Origin of the sequence: Emticicia fluvialis, assembly GCF_024793945.1 — a bacterium.
GTDB lineage: Bacteria > Bacteroidota > Bacteroidia > Cytophagales > Spirosomataceae > Emticicia > Emticicia fluvialis.
This window is the reverse complement of record NZ_JANUSD010000023.1, coordinates 1-15394: the sequence shown is the minus strand read 5'-3', so window position 1 is coordinate 15394 and position 15394 is coordinate 1. Positions and strand designations below refer to the sequence as shown.

Below are 15394 nucleotides of genomic sequence, written 5' to 3'. Positions count from 1 at the left end.
TTTACAGATAGAATTTTTTCCAGCGTATATACTCTTCTACAATATCGCTTACCATATAGCGTATGGGCTTGCCAGCCTTAATGCTGTTGCGTATAAATGTGGCTGATATATCAAGCAAAGGCGCTTCTATAAACTTAACCTTCGGGTGGTTCCTGAACTTATGCTCAGGCGTATTGGGCCTGGGGTACACATACAGTGCATAATACTCCAGTATCTTATCGTAGTTTTTCCAGTTTTCAAACTGTACCAGATTGTCTTCGCCCATAATCAGCTTGAATTCATGGTTTGGATGCCGTTCCGTCAATTTGGCTAGTGTATCTATGGTGTAGCTGGGTTTAGGCATTGAAAACTCAATGTCTGTTGCTTTTAGCTTATAATTATCCGAAATCGCCTTTTCTACCATGGTCAGCCTGTCAAATTCATGCAACAGGCCTTTGTTTTTCTTGAAGGGGTTCTGAGGCGACACCACAAACCAAACTTGTTCAAGGTCGGTAGTATAGGCCATTGTATTGGCAATAATCAGATGTCCTATATGAATAGGATTAAACGAACCAAAAAACAAACCGATCTTCATGTTGCTTCTTTTAGTGTGAAAATCAAGCACAAATATATAAAAAAGGCGGCCACTCTATAAAAGAATGACCGCCCTCCTGGCTGGTAAGAGCCATAATTATATTTTAACCCACGCTTGTTTGCGGTGGCTTTCAATAATTCTCTCACAAATAAGCAATTCACGCAAGCCATCAGCAAATGTAGGGAACGTCGGGTTCTCCGGTTGTTTGCCTTCTGCTACGGCAGCATAAACTTCTTTAAACAATTGTTTTGATGTATCCGGGAAACCCTCGTTGTGCCCACCCGGGAAACTGATTAGGCTTGTGGCTTCACGATAAAACAACGATGGGTCTTTCATTAAAACCTGGTTGGCGCCATCACGTTTGCCAATCCACATTTCGTTTGGTTTTTCAGAGCACCATTCAAAATTAGCTTTTGAACCCGAAATCTCAAGGTTCAAACGGTTTTTACGACCCGCCGAAACCTGGCTAACGGTTACGCTTCCTTTATTGCCGTTATCAAATCTCAGCAATACGTTGGCGTGGTCTTCGGTATTGATAGGTACTTCCTGGTAATCAGAAGCCTGCAACATTTTGCCAGAGTAAGTTTCAATAGCTTTTAATGGTTTCAGACGTGTTTTGTGTACAGTTGAGAAATCAGCCATTACCTCGGTGATTTTCAGGCCTGTAATGTATTCTGTTACATCAAGTAAGTGTGAACCGATGTCGGCAATAGCTCTTGAATCGCCAGATTTGTCCGGCTCCAAACGCCAGTTGTAGTCTGTCTGGTAGAAAAGCCAGTCTTGCAGATACGAACCCAGAATAGAGTAGATTTCACCCAGGTCGCCTTTTTCGCGCATGGTTTTCATCTGACGAACCAACGGATAATATCTCAGGTTGAAATGAACGGCATTAACAAGACCTGATTCGGCTGCTATTTTTACCAGCTCTTCGGCTTCTTCAATTTTGGTAGCCAGAGGTTTTTCGCAAACTACGTGTTTGCCAGCCAGTAAAGCTGCTTTTGACTGAGAATAATGCAGGAAATTAGGCGTACAGATGTGAATACACTCAATGTCTTCCTGTTTCAGCAAGTCTTCAAAGATATAGGCTCTTTCAATTCCAAGGCTGGCAGCTTTTTCAGTAGCCAGGTCAATGTTAGCTTCGCAAAGTGCGGCCACTTCTACATTGGGTAAACGGCGTAGGGCTTCAATGTGAGCGGGCCCGATAAAACCCGTTCCGACAACGGCAACTTTAATTTTTTTCATAGTGAAATAAAACCTCTGTCCCCTGATGAGGAATTAATTTTGGTTAAAGAATAAGGCCCCCTTCAGGGGTGGGGGCAACCGCTGTGCGGTATCTTAATTAAAACTACTAATGGCGTATTTTTCTGTATTACAGTATATCAGACTATATATGTAAAATCCTTCTTTTGATGTGCCGTATTTACGTAAAATCTGCAAAACCGGCGACTTCACCCTGGTTTTAAGCAGGCTGGCAATATCTTTGGTGGCAACAATTGCCCGTACTTCCTGCTGCATACTGGTAACATCAATATGATACCGCATAAATAACGTGCGGAACAACGAACCATCAATCAGTGGTTGGTCTGTCATACCTTCCAGGTTAACATTCGGAAAATACGTTTGCTCAAGCATTATGGGCACTTCGTCCATAAAACGCAAGCGCTTCAAAAATACAAATTCTGTATGAATTTCCTGTTGAAGTAAGTGTTTAAAAATAGGCTCGGTAATGGTATGTATTACTGGCCCATCTAATATGCTGGTGGTGCCGTGGCGGTCGCTGGCAGTTACTACGTCTGTCCAGCCTTTCAAAGAAAGCAACCCCAGCGATTTCCGGTTGGCGGTTACAATGCTGCCCTTGCCGTGCTGGCGTGTAATGTATCCTTCTTTCACTAGTTCGTTTAGTGCCTGCCGGACGGTCATGCGGGTGGCATTAAACTCAACGCACAGTTCGTTTTCAGATGGGAGCAAACTACCCTCTGAGTGTTGCCCTGAAGTAATAGCCTCTTTTAAATGAGCCTGGATTTGCCGATAAAGCGGTATCTTCATAAATATTACCTCTGTGCTAAAGAGTATTGGCTGTAAAGAACGCAAAAATAATACGCATTTGGCTAATACTTTTATTTTATGCAGTCTCTTATTTATCAAAAAAGGCATTCAGGATTCCCGAATGCCTTTCCAAGACGAAAATACTTTAACCTATGATGAATACTCCGACTGGCGGAGGATTCAAAATCTTTGAACTTCAATAAAGAAGTTACGGAAATTTATATCAATAAATTCTGTTGTCAAACGCTAAATATACCATACAAAAAAAGTTAAAAAACGTTGTATAATCAAATATTTACCCTGTTTTTTTTAATCTATGATAATATATAGTCATGTTTTGTCAAAAAAGTATCAGAATAACCAGGAATCACATCCGGCGCATTACGCGTACCCGTATACAGGCATGGGCCACAATATTCCGTTCGTTGTTGATTGTTAACTTTTAGTGTATTTAATCAAAAAAAAACCGTTTTTTTTCTGAAAACTTCAAAAAAAACTATCTTTGCTACACTTTCCTAAAAACCAATGTCCTATGCTTTACTACTTATTTGCTTACCTTGACAAGACCTTCAATTTCCCGGGTGCGGGGGTGTTTCAGTACATTACTTTTCGTGCCATGGGCTCTATTGTTTTATCGCTTTTAATTGCGGCAATTTTTGGTATACGGCTCATTAACTATCTCCGTAAACTTCAGATTGGTGAAACCATCAGAGACCTGGGTCTTGAAGGCCAAATGCAGAAAAAAGGAACACCTACCATGGGTGGCTTCATTATTCTGGCATCGCTCATGATTCCGGTATTATTATTTGCACGCCTGGATAACGTCTACATTGTATTGCTGATTATTGCTACCATCTGGACATGCGGCATAGGCTTTGCCGACGACTACATAAAGGTTTTTAAGAAAGATAAAGAGGGGCTGAAAGGCCGTTTTAAAATAGTAGGGCAAGTTGGCCTGGGGCTGATTGTTGGTCTTACTTTGTACTTCAACGATAATGTAAAAATCAGAGTCTATGAAAAAGCAAAAATAAGCACGGCAGTAGGAGAAGTGCAAAAGTATGTAGATGTACACTCACTGACAACCACGGTGCCTTTTACCAAAAATAATGAGGTAGATTATCAGATTCTAGGTAGTTTTTTACCAGAAAGCATGGCCTGGATTCCGTATGTATTAATAGTGATTTTTATCATTACGGCGGTATCAAACGGGGCTAACATTACTGATGGTATTGACGGCCTGGCTGCTGGTACATCGGCCATAATAGGTTTAACATTAGCCATTTTTGCTTATTTATCAGGCAATAAGGTGTTTTCACAATATCTTAACATCATGATGATCCCGAACTCTGGCGAGGTAGTGATTTTCTGCTCTGCCTTTGTGGGGGCCTGTATAGGCTTTATGTGGTATAATGCGTATCCGGCACAGGTGTTTATGGGTGATACCGGTAGCCTTATGCTGGGCAGTGTTATTGCGGTGCTGGCGTTGGCTTTGCGTAAAGAACTATTGATACCGGTTATGTGCGGTATTTTTCTGGTAGAGAATATTTCGGTGATTTTGCAGGTAAGTTATTTCAAATATCAGAAAAGAAGGCGAGGGCTTGAATTTGCTCAGAAAAACCGGCTTTTCCTGATGTCGCCATTACACCATCATTTTCAGAAAAAAGGTTACCATGAGTCAAAGATTGTAACCCGTTTTCTGATAGTAGGCATTGTGCTGGCGGTGGCGTGTCTGGTAACGCTCAAACTCCGCTAGGCATTATTTCAGAATCTCATCTAGTTTGGTCTGATATTCCTTGAAATTATTTAAACCCCGATGGCGTCCTCCCGGTAAGGTAGTGAGTATGTCATCGGGGTTTTTCTTTAATATCTCAGCCAGTTTCAGGCTATGGCTGTACGGAATTACCTGGTCGTCGGTACCATGAAATAGATACAACGGGGCTTTTACTTTCGTTATCCACTCTTCAGCAGGTAAAATAAATTCACTGACTTTGCTATACGGATAAATTGGCAGGCGGCTCCACGCAATAGCAGGTAGGCTGGTATAGGGTGTTTCCAGAATCAGCATTTTTACATCATTATCCATAGCCAGTCTGGTGGCTACTCCGGTGCCCAGCGAGCGCCCGTAAATAATAATGTCTCTGGGTGGGTATCTCCGCTGAATATCTTTAAGCACGGTCTGTGCATCGCTCAACAGATTTTTTTCATCCAGGCGGCCATTACTTTTTCCAAACCCCCGGTAGTCGTACATAATTACATCATATCCCCTTGAGGTAAAGTCTTCGGCATATTTACCCCAGGCTTTTATATTGCGCGAGTTGCCGTGCAAATACATAACCACACCTTTACGCGGGTTAGCCGCCGTTGTAAACATCAGGGCATTCAGCTTAATTTTAGGCTCAGTAGCAAAATAAAACTCCTGGGCATTTTTAAACTCAAAAGCATAATCTTTGTCCAGTTTTTCTGGGTGTAGTATAATAAAACGCTGAAACAATACGGCTAATCCGAAAACGGCAACGTATACAATCAGGGCAATGGTCAGGATTCTCTTCAACACGTATCTATCTGTTTTTTTTTGCAGAGTTAAGTTTCATCATACAAAACTATTCTATTCAGAATTGTTTGTCAAAGATTAAATCAAATCTGTCTGTAAAAATATCAATCAGGCGGCTGATATTAACCATTTACGATGGAATATTCTGATATACAATAAAGCAGAAGTGCATAAAGTATTTACACAAAATAGCCCAAAAACAATAAGGCCGGGTATGGCGAGACACTTTGGCTATGTAATAAGTTTAAATAACAGGCCTTAACCTACGCCGGCGAACCACTAAAGGCAATGTTTTTCATTTTAAGCAAATGCCCATGTGTAATAATATGCTTAAGGTCGTTTACTTTTCCGTATTGCGTGCCTTCATAGTGGCTTACCAGCTCAAACAGAATATCCATTAGCTGCTCAAGTTTTTCGGCTCCTATTATTTCTGCAAATTTATCGTTCACATGTTCCATGCACCTTTTCCAGTCAAGCAATGCCTGCAGCCCCTTTTCAGAATGTCTTACTATCAGCGCACGGGCGTCTGCCTGGTCTTTTACCACGTTTACATATCCTTCATTTTGTAATTCCTTTATCAGTTTGCTCATGGCCTGTTTGGTTACGCAGGCGCGCTGAGAAAGATTATTGATGTTGGTCCCCTCTAAATCTATGTGTACCAAAGCTACAATGTGGCCTATTCTGAAATTGGTATAGCCGATACTCTGCACATATTCTCCTGCCAGATCGCTCAAATACCTGTAGGTCTTGCTTAAAAGCCGTCCCATTAATCGTTCCTTTTTAGATTTAAAAGCAACTATTTCCTTGAAAATTTCTTCGTTCATTGTTGTTGTTCAGATTCAAAGCACTCATATTGATGCATAATGAAAACACTAAATTTCATGATTTCTTGTGTACTGATACAAAATTATATAGAAAAAATAAATTAGTCAATATGCTTGACTAATTTAGTAAACTTGGTTTACATTTGCATCGTCAATTTAGTTGACTAATTCTAAGAACAAACGCAAAAACAAAACAATCGGATTAAGATGGCTACTCCGCAAAAAAAAAGCATTAAAAATTACATTCCACGTATCATTTTACTTATCGTTGTGCTTGCCGCCGGCATCTATGCTTACCAAAGCTACAAGTATGGGCAGGGGCACGAGTCAACAGATAATGCCCAGATAGAAACTTATTCGGTACCGGTGGTACCACGTGTAGGGGGTTACGTGAATACCGTAAACATGAAAGACTTTGAACAGGTAAAGAAAGGCCAGCTACTGGTAGATATAGACGACCAGGAACAACAACTGGCCCTGGCCGAAATGGAAGCCGTTTATCAGCAATTATTAACAGATGTTGAAAACGCAAAAGCCAACATAAAAAACACAAAAATGACAATCAGCGCGGCTGAAACTAACCTGAAGGCTACCGCTTTGCGAAAAGATAAAGCTAGAAGAGACTCAGAGAGAGATGCTAAGCTACTGGCTGACAATGCCATTACCCGCCGCCAGGCAGAAGACAGCCAGTCGGGTCTGGATGTGCTTAATGCCCAGTATGATGGTCAAAAACAAGACATTGCCGCTACTAAATCGCGCCTGGATATACTAGGCAGTAACCTACACAAAGCAGAAGCAGCGCTGGCTGTACAAAAAGCTAAAATTGACCAGCAAAGACTAAAACTGACTTACTCTAAAATCTATGCTACCGAAAATGGTAAAATAGGCCGGAAAAGCGTTGAGCCTGGGCAATACATACAACCCGGACAAACTTTGGCCACCATTGTGCAGGACTCATTATACTGGGTTGTGGCTAACTTTAAAGAAACGCAAATAAGCAGATTGGCAATAGGCCAGCAGGCGGTTATTAAGCTGGATGCCTTCCCTGATTTGGAGCTGACAGGCAAAATTATTGATTTCTCTGATGCCACCGGAGCCAAATATGCATTGCTGCCACCAGATAACGCCAGTGGAAACTTTGTGAAAGTTACCCAGCGAATACCAGTAAAAATTGCCATTGACCATGTAGAAAAATACCGCGACAAACTACGCGCAGGCATGAGCCTTGAAGTGGAAGTGAAACTGAAGTAAGGCATACACCCACAAAAAAATTACATGGAAAATACAGTAGAAATAGAAAATAAAGCTGTAGGTGCTTCCAGGTTTATTATCGTTCTCACAACAGTGACGGCAGCCATAATGGAGCTGCTAGACACAACGATTGTAAACGTAGCACTGAATCAGATGGCTGGCTCGTTAGGGGCTACCATTGAAGATATTGCCTGGGTTATTACCTCTTATGCCATAGCCAACGTAATTATTATACCCATGACAGGCTTTTTGGGAGAGTATTTCGGGCGAAAGAATTACTACCTCGTATCAATGGTTGTGTTTGGTATATCGTCTTACCTCTGTGGTAATTCGGGTAGTCTTTGGGAACTGGTGTTCTGGAGGTTCATACAGGGTATAGGCGGCGGAGCCTTGCTGTCAACGTCTCAGGCTATTTTGTTTGACGCCTTCCCGGGTAAAGAACGCGGAACAGCCTCAGGGCTTTTTGGTATGGGTATTGTATTAGGCCCTACACTCGGCCCCACTCTGGGTGGATACATCGTAGATAATTATACATGGGGCGACATCTTCTTTATTAATGTACCCATCTGTATTATTGCTACTATTCTGACCATTCTTTATATACCTAAAAAAGCTGGTGAGGGTACTAAAAAAGACCAGATAAAGATTGATTACCCGGGTATATTATTATTGATGATTGGTATTGGAGCCCTGCAGTATGTGCTTGAAAAGGGAGAATCGAAAGACTGGTTTCAATCAAAAGAAATAATGATTGTGAGCCTGGTGGCAGTATTAGGCATTGTGGGTTTCATAGGCCGGGAGCTCAATACAGACCACCCTGTGGTTAATCTCAGGGTTTTCGGAAACCGTAACTTTGCGTTTTCAAGCATTTTTGTAATGGTTTCAGGCTTTGGCTTGTTTACTTCTGTGTTCGTATATCCGGTTCTGGTGCAGCGTATCAATGGTTTTACACCTTATGAAACGGGCCTTTCACTTTTGTTCCCGACTTTAACCATCCTGCCGTTGTTCCCTATTCTTGGTCGGCGGATGTCGGCTGGCGCATCACCAATACCATTTGTCGTTGCCGGTATTCTCATATTTGCCTTCTTTGGTTTTTATAGTGGTACCGCAACTACCGATATGAGCCGCTGGGATTTCTACCCCATGCAGCTGATGCGCGGACTAGGAACCGTACTTTTGCAGCTACCCCTTATCAATGCCTCGGTGGCAGGTTTAAAGCCCAATGAGTTTGGGGCGGGTATCTCTCTAACCAATATGATACGCCAGTTGGGTGGGGCTTTCGGTATTGCCTTGGCCAACAACTATGTGGCTATACAGTATGCACAGCACCGGTCAGATCTGGTATCCAACTACGTACCGAGTAACCCATTATTTATGGAACGGCTCAATGGTCTCAAGATGACATTCCTGTCGAAGTCGGGCGATGCAATACATGCCACCACACAGGCATACAGGCAATTGGAGTTGCTGCTAGACAGGCAGGCGTATTATCTGGCATATCTGGACACCTTCCGAATCATATCATTATTCTTTATATGTGTATTGCCCCTTGTTGTATTGCTGCGCACTAAAAAGAAAAGTGCTGCCGAAGCAGCAGAGGCCGCCAAGGCTGCCGCAGAGTCTCATTAATGACAGGTATCATTCAAAAATATTTAAGTTTTTAACAATGAAATTTCCGAAAATAACCATAACTCTCTTATTGCTTCTCAGTCAGGTAGCCCTTGCACAGAACCCGAATGAGGCGCTGGCTTCTTTAGTGAAGCAGGCCATTGAGTATTCGCCAAGAGTAAAAGAACAGGTGCAATTACTGAATACCGGCGACTACCGAATTAAAGTGCAGGAAAGCGGGCTGAAACCCCAGATTAGCGGAGAGGTGGGCTACACAAGACTTGACCCCGTAGCCGAAGCCGTTATACCGATTCAGGGTTTCGACGGTAAATTGCAGTTTCAGCCTCATAACAACTACAATACGGCCGTAAATGCCTCTTATGTTATTTATGACTGGGGCCGTTTTAAGGCGGGTGTACAGAAAACCCTGCTGGATATGCAGCAACAGCGCGAGAGCATTGAGAGCCTTAAACAAACTCTGGCTTATCAGGTTGCGCAGTTGTATTATAGTATTATTTATATCCAAAAGGCCATTGTTGTGCAGCAAGACCAGGTTAAGCTGGTAGAAGAAAACGGTAAAATTATCAGCGACCGCCTGAAAAGTGGCGATGCCCTGGACTATGATTTGGTACAAGTACAGGTACGCTATAAAAATGCCGAGATACGGGTAGTAGATTTGCAGGGGCAACTAGAAAAACAATATATTTTCTTAAGCGCGCTGATAGGCTCTGATGCCAGAAAGCAGGTTCCGGCCAATGCTGAGCTGCAATACAACTATCCGATTGCCGATGCTCAGGGGGCTATCAGCGAGGCCGTTACCAATAATCAGGACATAAAAACGGCACTGGCCCGCGAAAACGCACTGGCACAAGACGTGAAGATATCGTCAATGACAAACCTGCCACAACTGGCGGCCAACGGAGCTGTGGGTATCAGAAATGGGTATCAACCCAACATTGACGCATGGCGATTCAATACCTTACTGGGTGTAAAGCTCAATATCCCGATTTATACCGGAAAGCGCGGTGCGTATAACACACAAATTGCCCGCATTAATCTGGATGCTGCCAAACAAAGCACCGAGGCACAGAAAACGCAGATAAACCGTGACATTGAAAATGCTTTTAATGATATAAAAGTAGCCACCCAAAAACGTATTTTAGCCGAAAGAAATGTGTATCAGGCAGAGTACGGTTTGAAACTGGCCAAAGCACGTCTGGTAAATGGGGTGAGTACTCCACTGGAAATTCAGACGTCTGAAACGGCTGTACAGGAAGCAAAATTCAGCCTGTTGCAATATGATTATCAGATATTACTGGCAAAACTGGAAATCAGCAGATTGTCGGGGGTGAAGTTGTAGAGGTGAAACGCAAATAGTTACAAGCCCATCTGAATACTCCGGTGTACAGATGGGCTTTGTTTTTTGGTGCACATCTAAACTCAAACCCGCCTAAATCTGTTATACATTCAGGTACAGCAAAATAGACCGGAAATTTATTCAGACAAATCTGAATTTTCCTCTAATTTTGGCAAAAAATCCCCCTTCATCAATCATGAATAACACTGTCTTTAAAGTACCTGCTCCGGTAAACGAACCGGTTCTGGGTTATGCTAAAAGTTCTCCTGAAAAAATTGCATTAAAAAAAGCCATTGCCGATGCCCGTTCGAAACAGATAAACGTGCCTATGTATATTGGCAGTGAGCTGGTTTATACCGTTAACAAGATTAAACTTTCGCCTCCGCACGACCACCAACATATATTAGGGTATGCCAGCGAGGGTGACGCATCTCATGTGCAACGCGCTATTGATGCCGCTTTGGCGGCGCGTACGGCGTGGGCAGCACTCTCGTGGGAGCAAAGAGCCAGCATTTTTCTGAAAGCTGCCGATTTACTGGCCGGGCCATACCGGGCCAGAATCAATGCGGCTACCATGTTGGGGCAATCTAAAAATGCCTATCAGGCAGAAATTGACTCAGCGTGCGAGCTCATAGACTTTCTGCGGTTCAACGTAGCCTTTATGGAGCAGGTCTATACTCAGCAGCCGGAGTCATCAAAAGGAATGTGGAACAGACTGGAGTATCGTCCGTTAGAAGGTTTTGTATTTGCTTTAACACCATTCAATTTCACGGCCATAGCAGGTAATTTGCCTTCTTGCGTTGCCATGATGGGTAATGTTACAGTATGGAAGCCTGCCTATACCCAGATATACTCAGCACAGGTAATTATGGAGGTTTTCCGTGAGGCGGGCCTGCCTGATGGCGTAATCAACCTTATTTATGTAGATGGCCCAGTGGCCGGTGATGTGATTTTCAAACATCCAGATTTTGCCGGTATTCACTTTACAGGTAGTACGAGGGTCTTCCAAACCATCTGGAAAACCATTGGCGAGAACATCCATTTGTATAAATCGTATCCGCGTATTGTGGGTGAAACCGGAGGTAAAGATTTTGTGATGGCACATGAGTCGGCCGATGCCAAAGCCTTGGCAACGGGTTTGGTTCGTGGGGCGTTTGAATATCAGGGACAAAAATGTTCGGCGGCTTCGCGTGCTTATATTCCTTCAAATATCTGGGAAGAAGTGAAAGGATACATAGTGGAAGATTTGAAAGAGATAAAAATAGGCGGCACCGAAGACTTCACTAATTTTGTAAATGCGGTTATTGATGAGAGAGCTTTTGACAAAATTGCTACTTATATTGATAATGCTAAAAAGAGCGACAAAATAACCATAATTGCAGGGGGAAACTACGATAAATCTAAAGGGTATTTTATTGAGCCAACTGTTTTATTAACATCAGACCCACTGTATGTAACCATGTGTGAAGAGATTTTCGGCCCGGTGCTCACAATCTATGTTTATGAAGCCGCTGATTTTGAGCAAACCCTGGAACTGGTTAACTCCACTTCGCCTTATGCGTTAACCGGGGCTATCTTTGCCAAAGACCGTTATGCCATTGATCTGGCCACTAAAAAGCTGGTAGATGCAGCCGGAAACTTCTATATTAATGATAAACCAACCGGAGCAGTAGTAGGTCAGCAACCATTTGGTGGAGCCCGTGCTTCAGGCACTAACGATAAAGCCGGGTCTATCCTGAATTTGTTCCGTTGGGTACAACCACGTACCATTAAAGAAACCTTTGTTTCGCCGACTGATTATAAATATCCGTTTTTAGGAGAAGAGTAAGTAAAAGTAATTGTGCTTGAGGAGTGGCCAATGCCTCGATGTCAACAAAAAAGGTAGCACGTTAAAATGCTACCTTTTTTGTTGCTTTCTAATTCGAAAAACCGACTAAAGTCGAGCGCTATTTAAATAGAGAACATTGCTAACAGATATGTGCCGACTGAAGTCGACACCGTGCTTTACTCCTCCCATGCCCAGTCAATGCGGTGCTTCATGTCTTTAATTGTCATGCCGTTTGATTTAAAGTAAGCTCTTATTTCATCAACTTTGTCGTATCTCTGGCTTGATTTGTATTCTTTATATAACGACAACATACCGCTCAGAATACCATCGCCCTGTGCTATAGGTTCTTCCTTAAGACCTAAAATCTGCTCCAAAAATACCACAAACTTTTCTTTCAATAAGTTGAAGGTATTTTCGCCAAGGGCTCTCGGGTTCAGCTGATTCATGTATATCATGTTTACATATTTCAGCAAATTAAAAAGCTGTGCAATGGCCACTGCGGTGTTCAGGTCATCATTCATGGCCTCATAAAAAGCCTGAACGGTCTTCTCAATGTCTTCTTTTTTCTTTTGGTCGACTGCTATCTCTACTGCCGGGGTTGCCGTTGCCGGCTTGTCAACTACCGCAGATTGCGCATCATTTATCAACTCACTCAGAACCGTGTCTGCCGGTTTATCGTTAATACCAATTGTAAGGGTCTTCACAATTCGTAAACCGTTAATCAATCTTCTATAACCTTTCTGAGCCGCACGCAGAGCATCGTTCGAGAAATCCAGAGTACTGCGGTATTGAGATTGTAACATGAAGAACCGAACCGTCATGGGGCTATAGGCCTGGTCAAGCAGCGGGTGGCTGCCTGCAAAAAGCTCAGCAGGTAAAAATGAGTTTCCCAACGATTTCGACATCTTCTGTCCGTTTACTGTCAACATATTTGAGTGCATCCAGTAACGAACAGGCTCTGTACCGGTAATGCCTACGCCCTGAGCAATTTCACACTCATGATGCGGAAACTTCAAATCCATACCACCGCCATGAATATCAAATTGTTTGCCCAGATACTTGGTGCTCATACAGGTACACTCTAAGTGCCAGCCCGGGAAACCCATTCCCCAGGGCGACTTCCATTGCATAATATGCTCGGGGCTTGCGTTTTTCCAGACGGCAAAATCAAGCGGGTTTCGCTTTTCTGCTTGTCCGTCCAACTCGCGGGTTTCGTTCAGCAAATCTTCCAGAATTCTTCCTGATAGCTTACCGTAGTCGTTACCTGCTGCATTATATTTACTGATATCAAAATAAACAGAGCCGTTCGACTCATAAGCCAGGCCTTTATCAATCAAAATTTTTACGGCTTCAATCTGTTCTACCAGGTGGCCGGTGGCAGTAGGCTCAATACTAGGCGGCAGAAAATTGAATTGCTCAAGCACTTTGTGGAAATCGTTGGTATACCGTTGCACAATTTCCATCGGCTCCAGTTTTTCCAGTTTGGCCATTTTGCCAATTTTATCTTCTCCTTCGTCGCCATCACCCACCAGGTGGCCCACATCGGTAATATTTCTTACATAGCGAACCTTATAGCCAATCTCGGTCAGGTACCGGTAAAGCACATCAAAAGTAAGAAATGTACGCACGTTGCCCAGGTGTACATAATTATATACAGTAGGCCCGCAAACATACATACCCACATAGGGGGCATTAATCGGTTTAAACTCTTCTTTTTGGCGTGAAAGCGTATTGTAAATTTTTAGGTTCTGCATATAGGTTCTTCAATAATCAGATTAATCTATCGTATAACGTTCCTTGAGGTATTGCCTATCTAAAATAGATAATGCAAATTTAAGTTTAATTTCTTTATATATATAATGTATATAGTATAAGGCTTCAGGCCACGGGTACTTCAAGCAAACAGGCCATCAGTTTTTGTTCCAAGCCAGCCCAGTCTGGTTTTTGAGGTGCAATCAGCTCAATTCGGCTGTCGCGTCGGTAAGCAATGTATTGTACAGTAAATTGCCCGTCGGCGGCATTAATCAAAACCCAGTCTTTCCCGATTCTGAAAACACCCTTGGCTCGTTCTATTCCCGTCAGGGTACTGAAAAACTGACGCAACTTGGGCAGATTGAAAAGTTCATCCGGAGAGAAAATCCAGCCGCAGCCATACAGCCCCAGGCCATGACTTTCTTTTTTTACCGGATTACCAACAGCAGGTACCTGTAATTCTTCTTCGTGTTGGTGGGTATGGGTATGTTCATGCGTGTGTGGTGCAAACTGTGCCTTTCTCTCTGCGAAAGCATCAATATTTAACCAGCGATAATCTAACTCGCCATTGCTTACCGCCTCTACCAATAATTTTGGAGGGTACAACGCCTTTGCCCATTCAGTAAACTGCTGCGTTAATGCTTCACCGGCCAGGTCAGTTTTGCTGGCAACTAGTACATCAGCCAGATTTATCTGATCCTGAAAAGTTTCGTGTGCATTGAAGTCTGTCTGCGCCCAACGCCTTGGGTCAACCAGACAGATAGTTGCTTTTACTTCCAGTATATCTTTCATGAATTTGTTACGCAGCAAATCCAGTATGTTTTCCGGATGCCCCATCCCGGTGGGTTCTATCAGAATACGGTCTGGCTTTTGTTGTCGCAAAACCGTGGTGAGTGTAAACTGCATCGGCACATTGGCCGTGCAACAGATGCACCCCCCTGCCACCTCCCGGATGGTGAGCCCATCTTTTTCATCAATAGCGGCGTGGTCTATAGAAACAGCACCGAATTCATTAATAATAATAGCCCAACGCTCGTTTGTGGGCTTGCTCGCCAGCAGATGTTTGATGGCAGTGGTTTTACCCACGCCTAAGAAGCCGGTAATGAGATTGACAGGGATTTTCATATAATATAAGTGTCAGTGGTTTTCTACTTATATATATATAGTATCAGAGCATACCTATTATATATAGTAGAAGTGTATGGGTCATAACAAAGAATCGGTTTATTAAGTTTTTGCAGCCTCTAAATACTGGCGCCGTGGCTGGTAATAAGAATGAATAATTGTATAATTCGGAGCGAATATGCTGAATCCGGCGTTTATTGCCTTATATTATTGCACAAAACCAAGAACTAATATAAACTTTAGGGATGGGGTAATTTATAAATAGCTGAGGATAAGGGGAGTAAGGAATAGGGGCTAAAAAACTTTGGGGAAAGGCCTTGACAAAGGGTAAAAAGAGGCGTACCTTTGCAGTCCCAAAAATGGAAGAAACACTGAGCGTTACATAGCATGAGCATAGTAAAAAGGTGGGAATCAGGGAATTGGGGGATGGGTAAAAAAAAGAGTAAAATTAATTTGGAGTTGTAAAAATAAAGTCAGA

12 protein-coding genes are annotated in these 15394 nt (G+C 42.9%); 5 read left to right on the top strand and 7 right to left on the bottom strand.

What is annotated here, in order from left to right; all coding sequences use genetic code 11:
* Position 1: 1 nt before the first annotated feature.
* The 3 genes from nadD to NZ848_RS20350 form a co-directional block, all read right to left on the bottom strand.
* On the bottom strand, positions 2-574 hold the full coding sequence (gene nadD / locus NZ848_RS20360; RefSeq protein WP_259017049.1) for a nicotinate (nicotinamide) nucleotide adenylyltransferase: 573 nt from the start codon (positions 572-574) through the stop codon (positions 2-4).
* A gap of 96 nt (positions 575-670) precedes the next feature.
* Positions 671-1816, bottom strand: coding sequence for a Gfo/Idh/MocA family protein (locus NZ848_RS20355; protein WP_253531979.1), 1146 nt, complete (start codon positions 1814-1816; stop codon positions 671-673).
* A 93-nt stretch (positions 1817-1909) separates the two neighbouring features.
* Complete coding sequence (locus tag NZ848_RS20350) at positions 1910-2620, bottom strand: GntR family transcriptional regulator (protein ID WP_253531981.1); 711 nt, start codon at positions 2618-2620, stop codon at positions 1910-1912.
* Between the two features lie 532 nt (positions 2621-3152).
* On the opposite strand from NZ848_RS20350, the gene mraY reads away from it, so the two are divergent.
* Positions 3153-4373: a phospho-N-acetylmuramoyl-pentapeptide-transferase gene (gene mraY / locus NZ848_RS20345; RefSeq protein ID WP_253531983.1), complete on the top strand. Its 1221-nt coding sequence runs from the start codon at positions 3153-3155 to the stop codon at positions 4371-4373.
* Positions 4374-4376: 3 nt separating this feature from the next.
* Here the strand turns inward: mraY and NZ848_RS20340 are convergent, their stop codons facing one another.
* Positions 4377-5174 (bottom strand): alpha/beta hydrolase, encoded by a 798-nt coding sequence (locus NZ848_RS20340; protein ID WP_259017048.1) that lies wholly within the window; start codon positions 5172-5174, stop codon positions 4377-4379.
* A gap of 260 nt (positions 5175-5434) precedes the next feature.
* Positions 5435-5995, bottom strand: a complete 561-nt coding sequence (locus tag NZ848_RS20335; protein ID WP_253531993.1) for a MarR family winged helix-turn-helix transcriptional regulator — start codon at positions 5993-5995, stop codon at positions 5435-5437.
* 207 nt (positions 5996-6202) lie between these two features.
* Between NZ848_RS20335 and NZ848_RS20330 the strand changes: the two genes are divergently transcribed.
* The 4 genes from NZ848_RS20330 (at position 6203) to pruA (ending at position 12039) form a co-directional block, all read left to right on the top strand.
* On the top strand, positions 6203-7246 hold the full coding sequence (locus tag NZ848_RS20330) for an HlyD family secretion protein (RefSeq protein ID WP_253531995.1): 1044 nt from the start codon (positions 6203-6205) through the stop codon (positions 7244-7246).
* Between the two features lie 24 nt (positions 7247-7270).
* Complete coding sequence (locus NZ848_RS20325; protein WP_259017047.1) at positions 7271-8875, top strand: DHA2 family efflux MFS transporter permease subunit; 1605 nt, start codon at positions 7271-7273, stop codon at positions 8873-8875.
* A gap of 37 nt (positions 8876-8912) precedes the next feature.
* On the top strand, positions 8913-10214 hold the full coding sequence (locus tag NZ848_RS20320) for a TolC family protein (protein WP_259017046.1): 1302 nt from the start codon (positions 8913-8915) through the stop codon (positions 10212-10214).
* A gap of 193 nt (positions 10215-10407) precedes the next feature.
* Positions 10408-12039, top strand: coding sequence for an L-glutamate gamma-semialdehyde dehydrogenase (pruA, locus tag NZ848_RS20315; protein WP_259017045.1), 1632 nt, complete (start codon positions 10408-10410; stop codon positions 12037-12039).
* Positions 12040-12215: 176 nt separating this feature from the next.
* On the opposite strand, the gene cysS is transcribed toward pruA, so the two are convergent.
* Together cysS and NZ848_RS20305 are read right to left on the bottom strand one after the other, a co-directional pair.
* Positions 12216-13793, bottom strand: a complete 1578-nt coding sequence (cysS, locus tag NZ848_RS20310; protein ID WP_259017044.1) for a cysteine--tRNA ligase — start codon at positions 13791-13793, stop codon at positions 12216-12218.
* Positions 13794-13917: 124 nt separating this feature from the next.
* Positions 13918-14916, bottom strand: a complete 999-nt coding sequence (locus tag NZ848_RS20305) for a CobW family GTP-binding protein (RefSeq protein WP_259017043.1) — start codon at positions 14914-14916, stop codon at positions 13918-13920.
* Positions 14917-15394 lie beyond the last annotated feature (478 nt).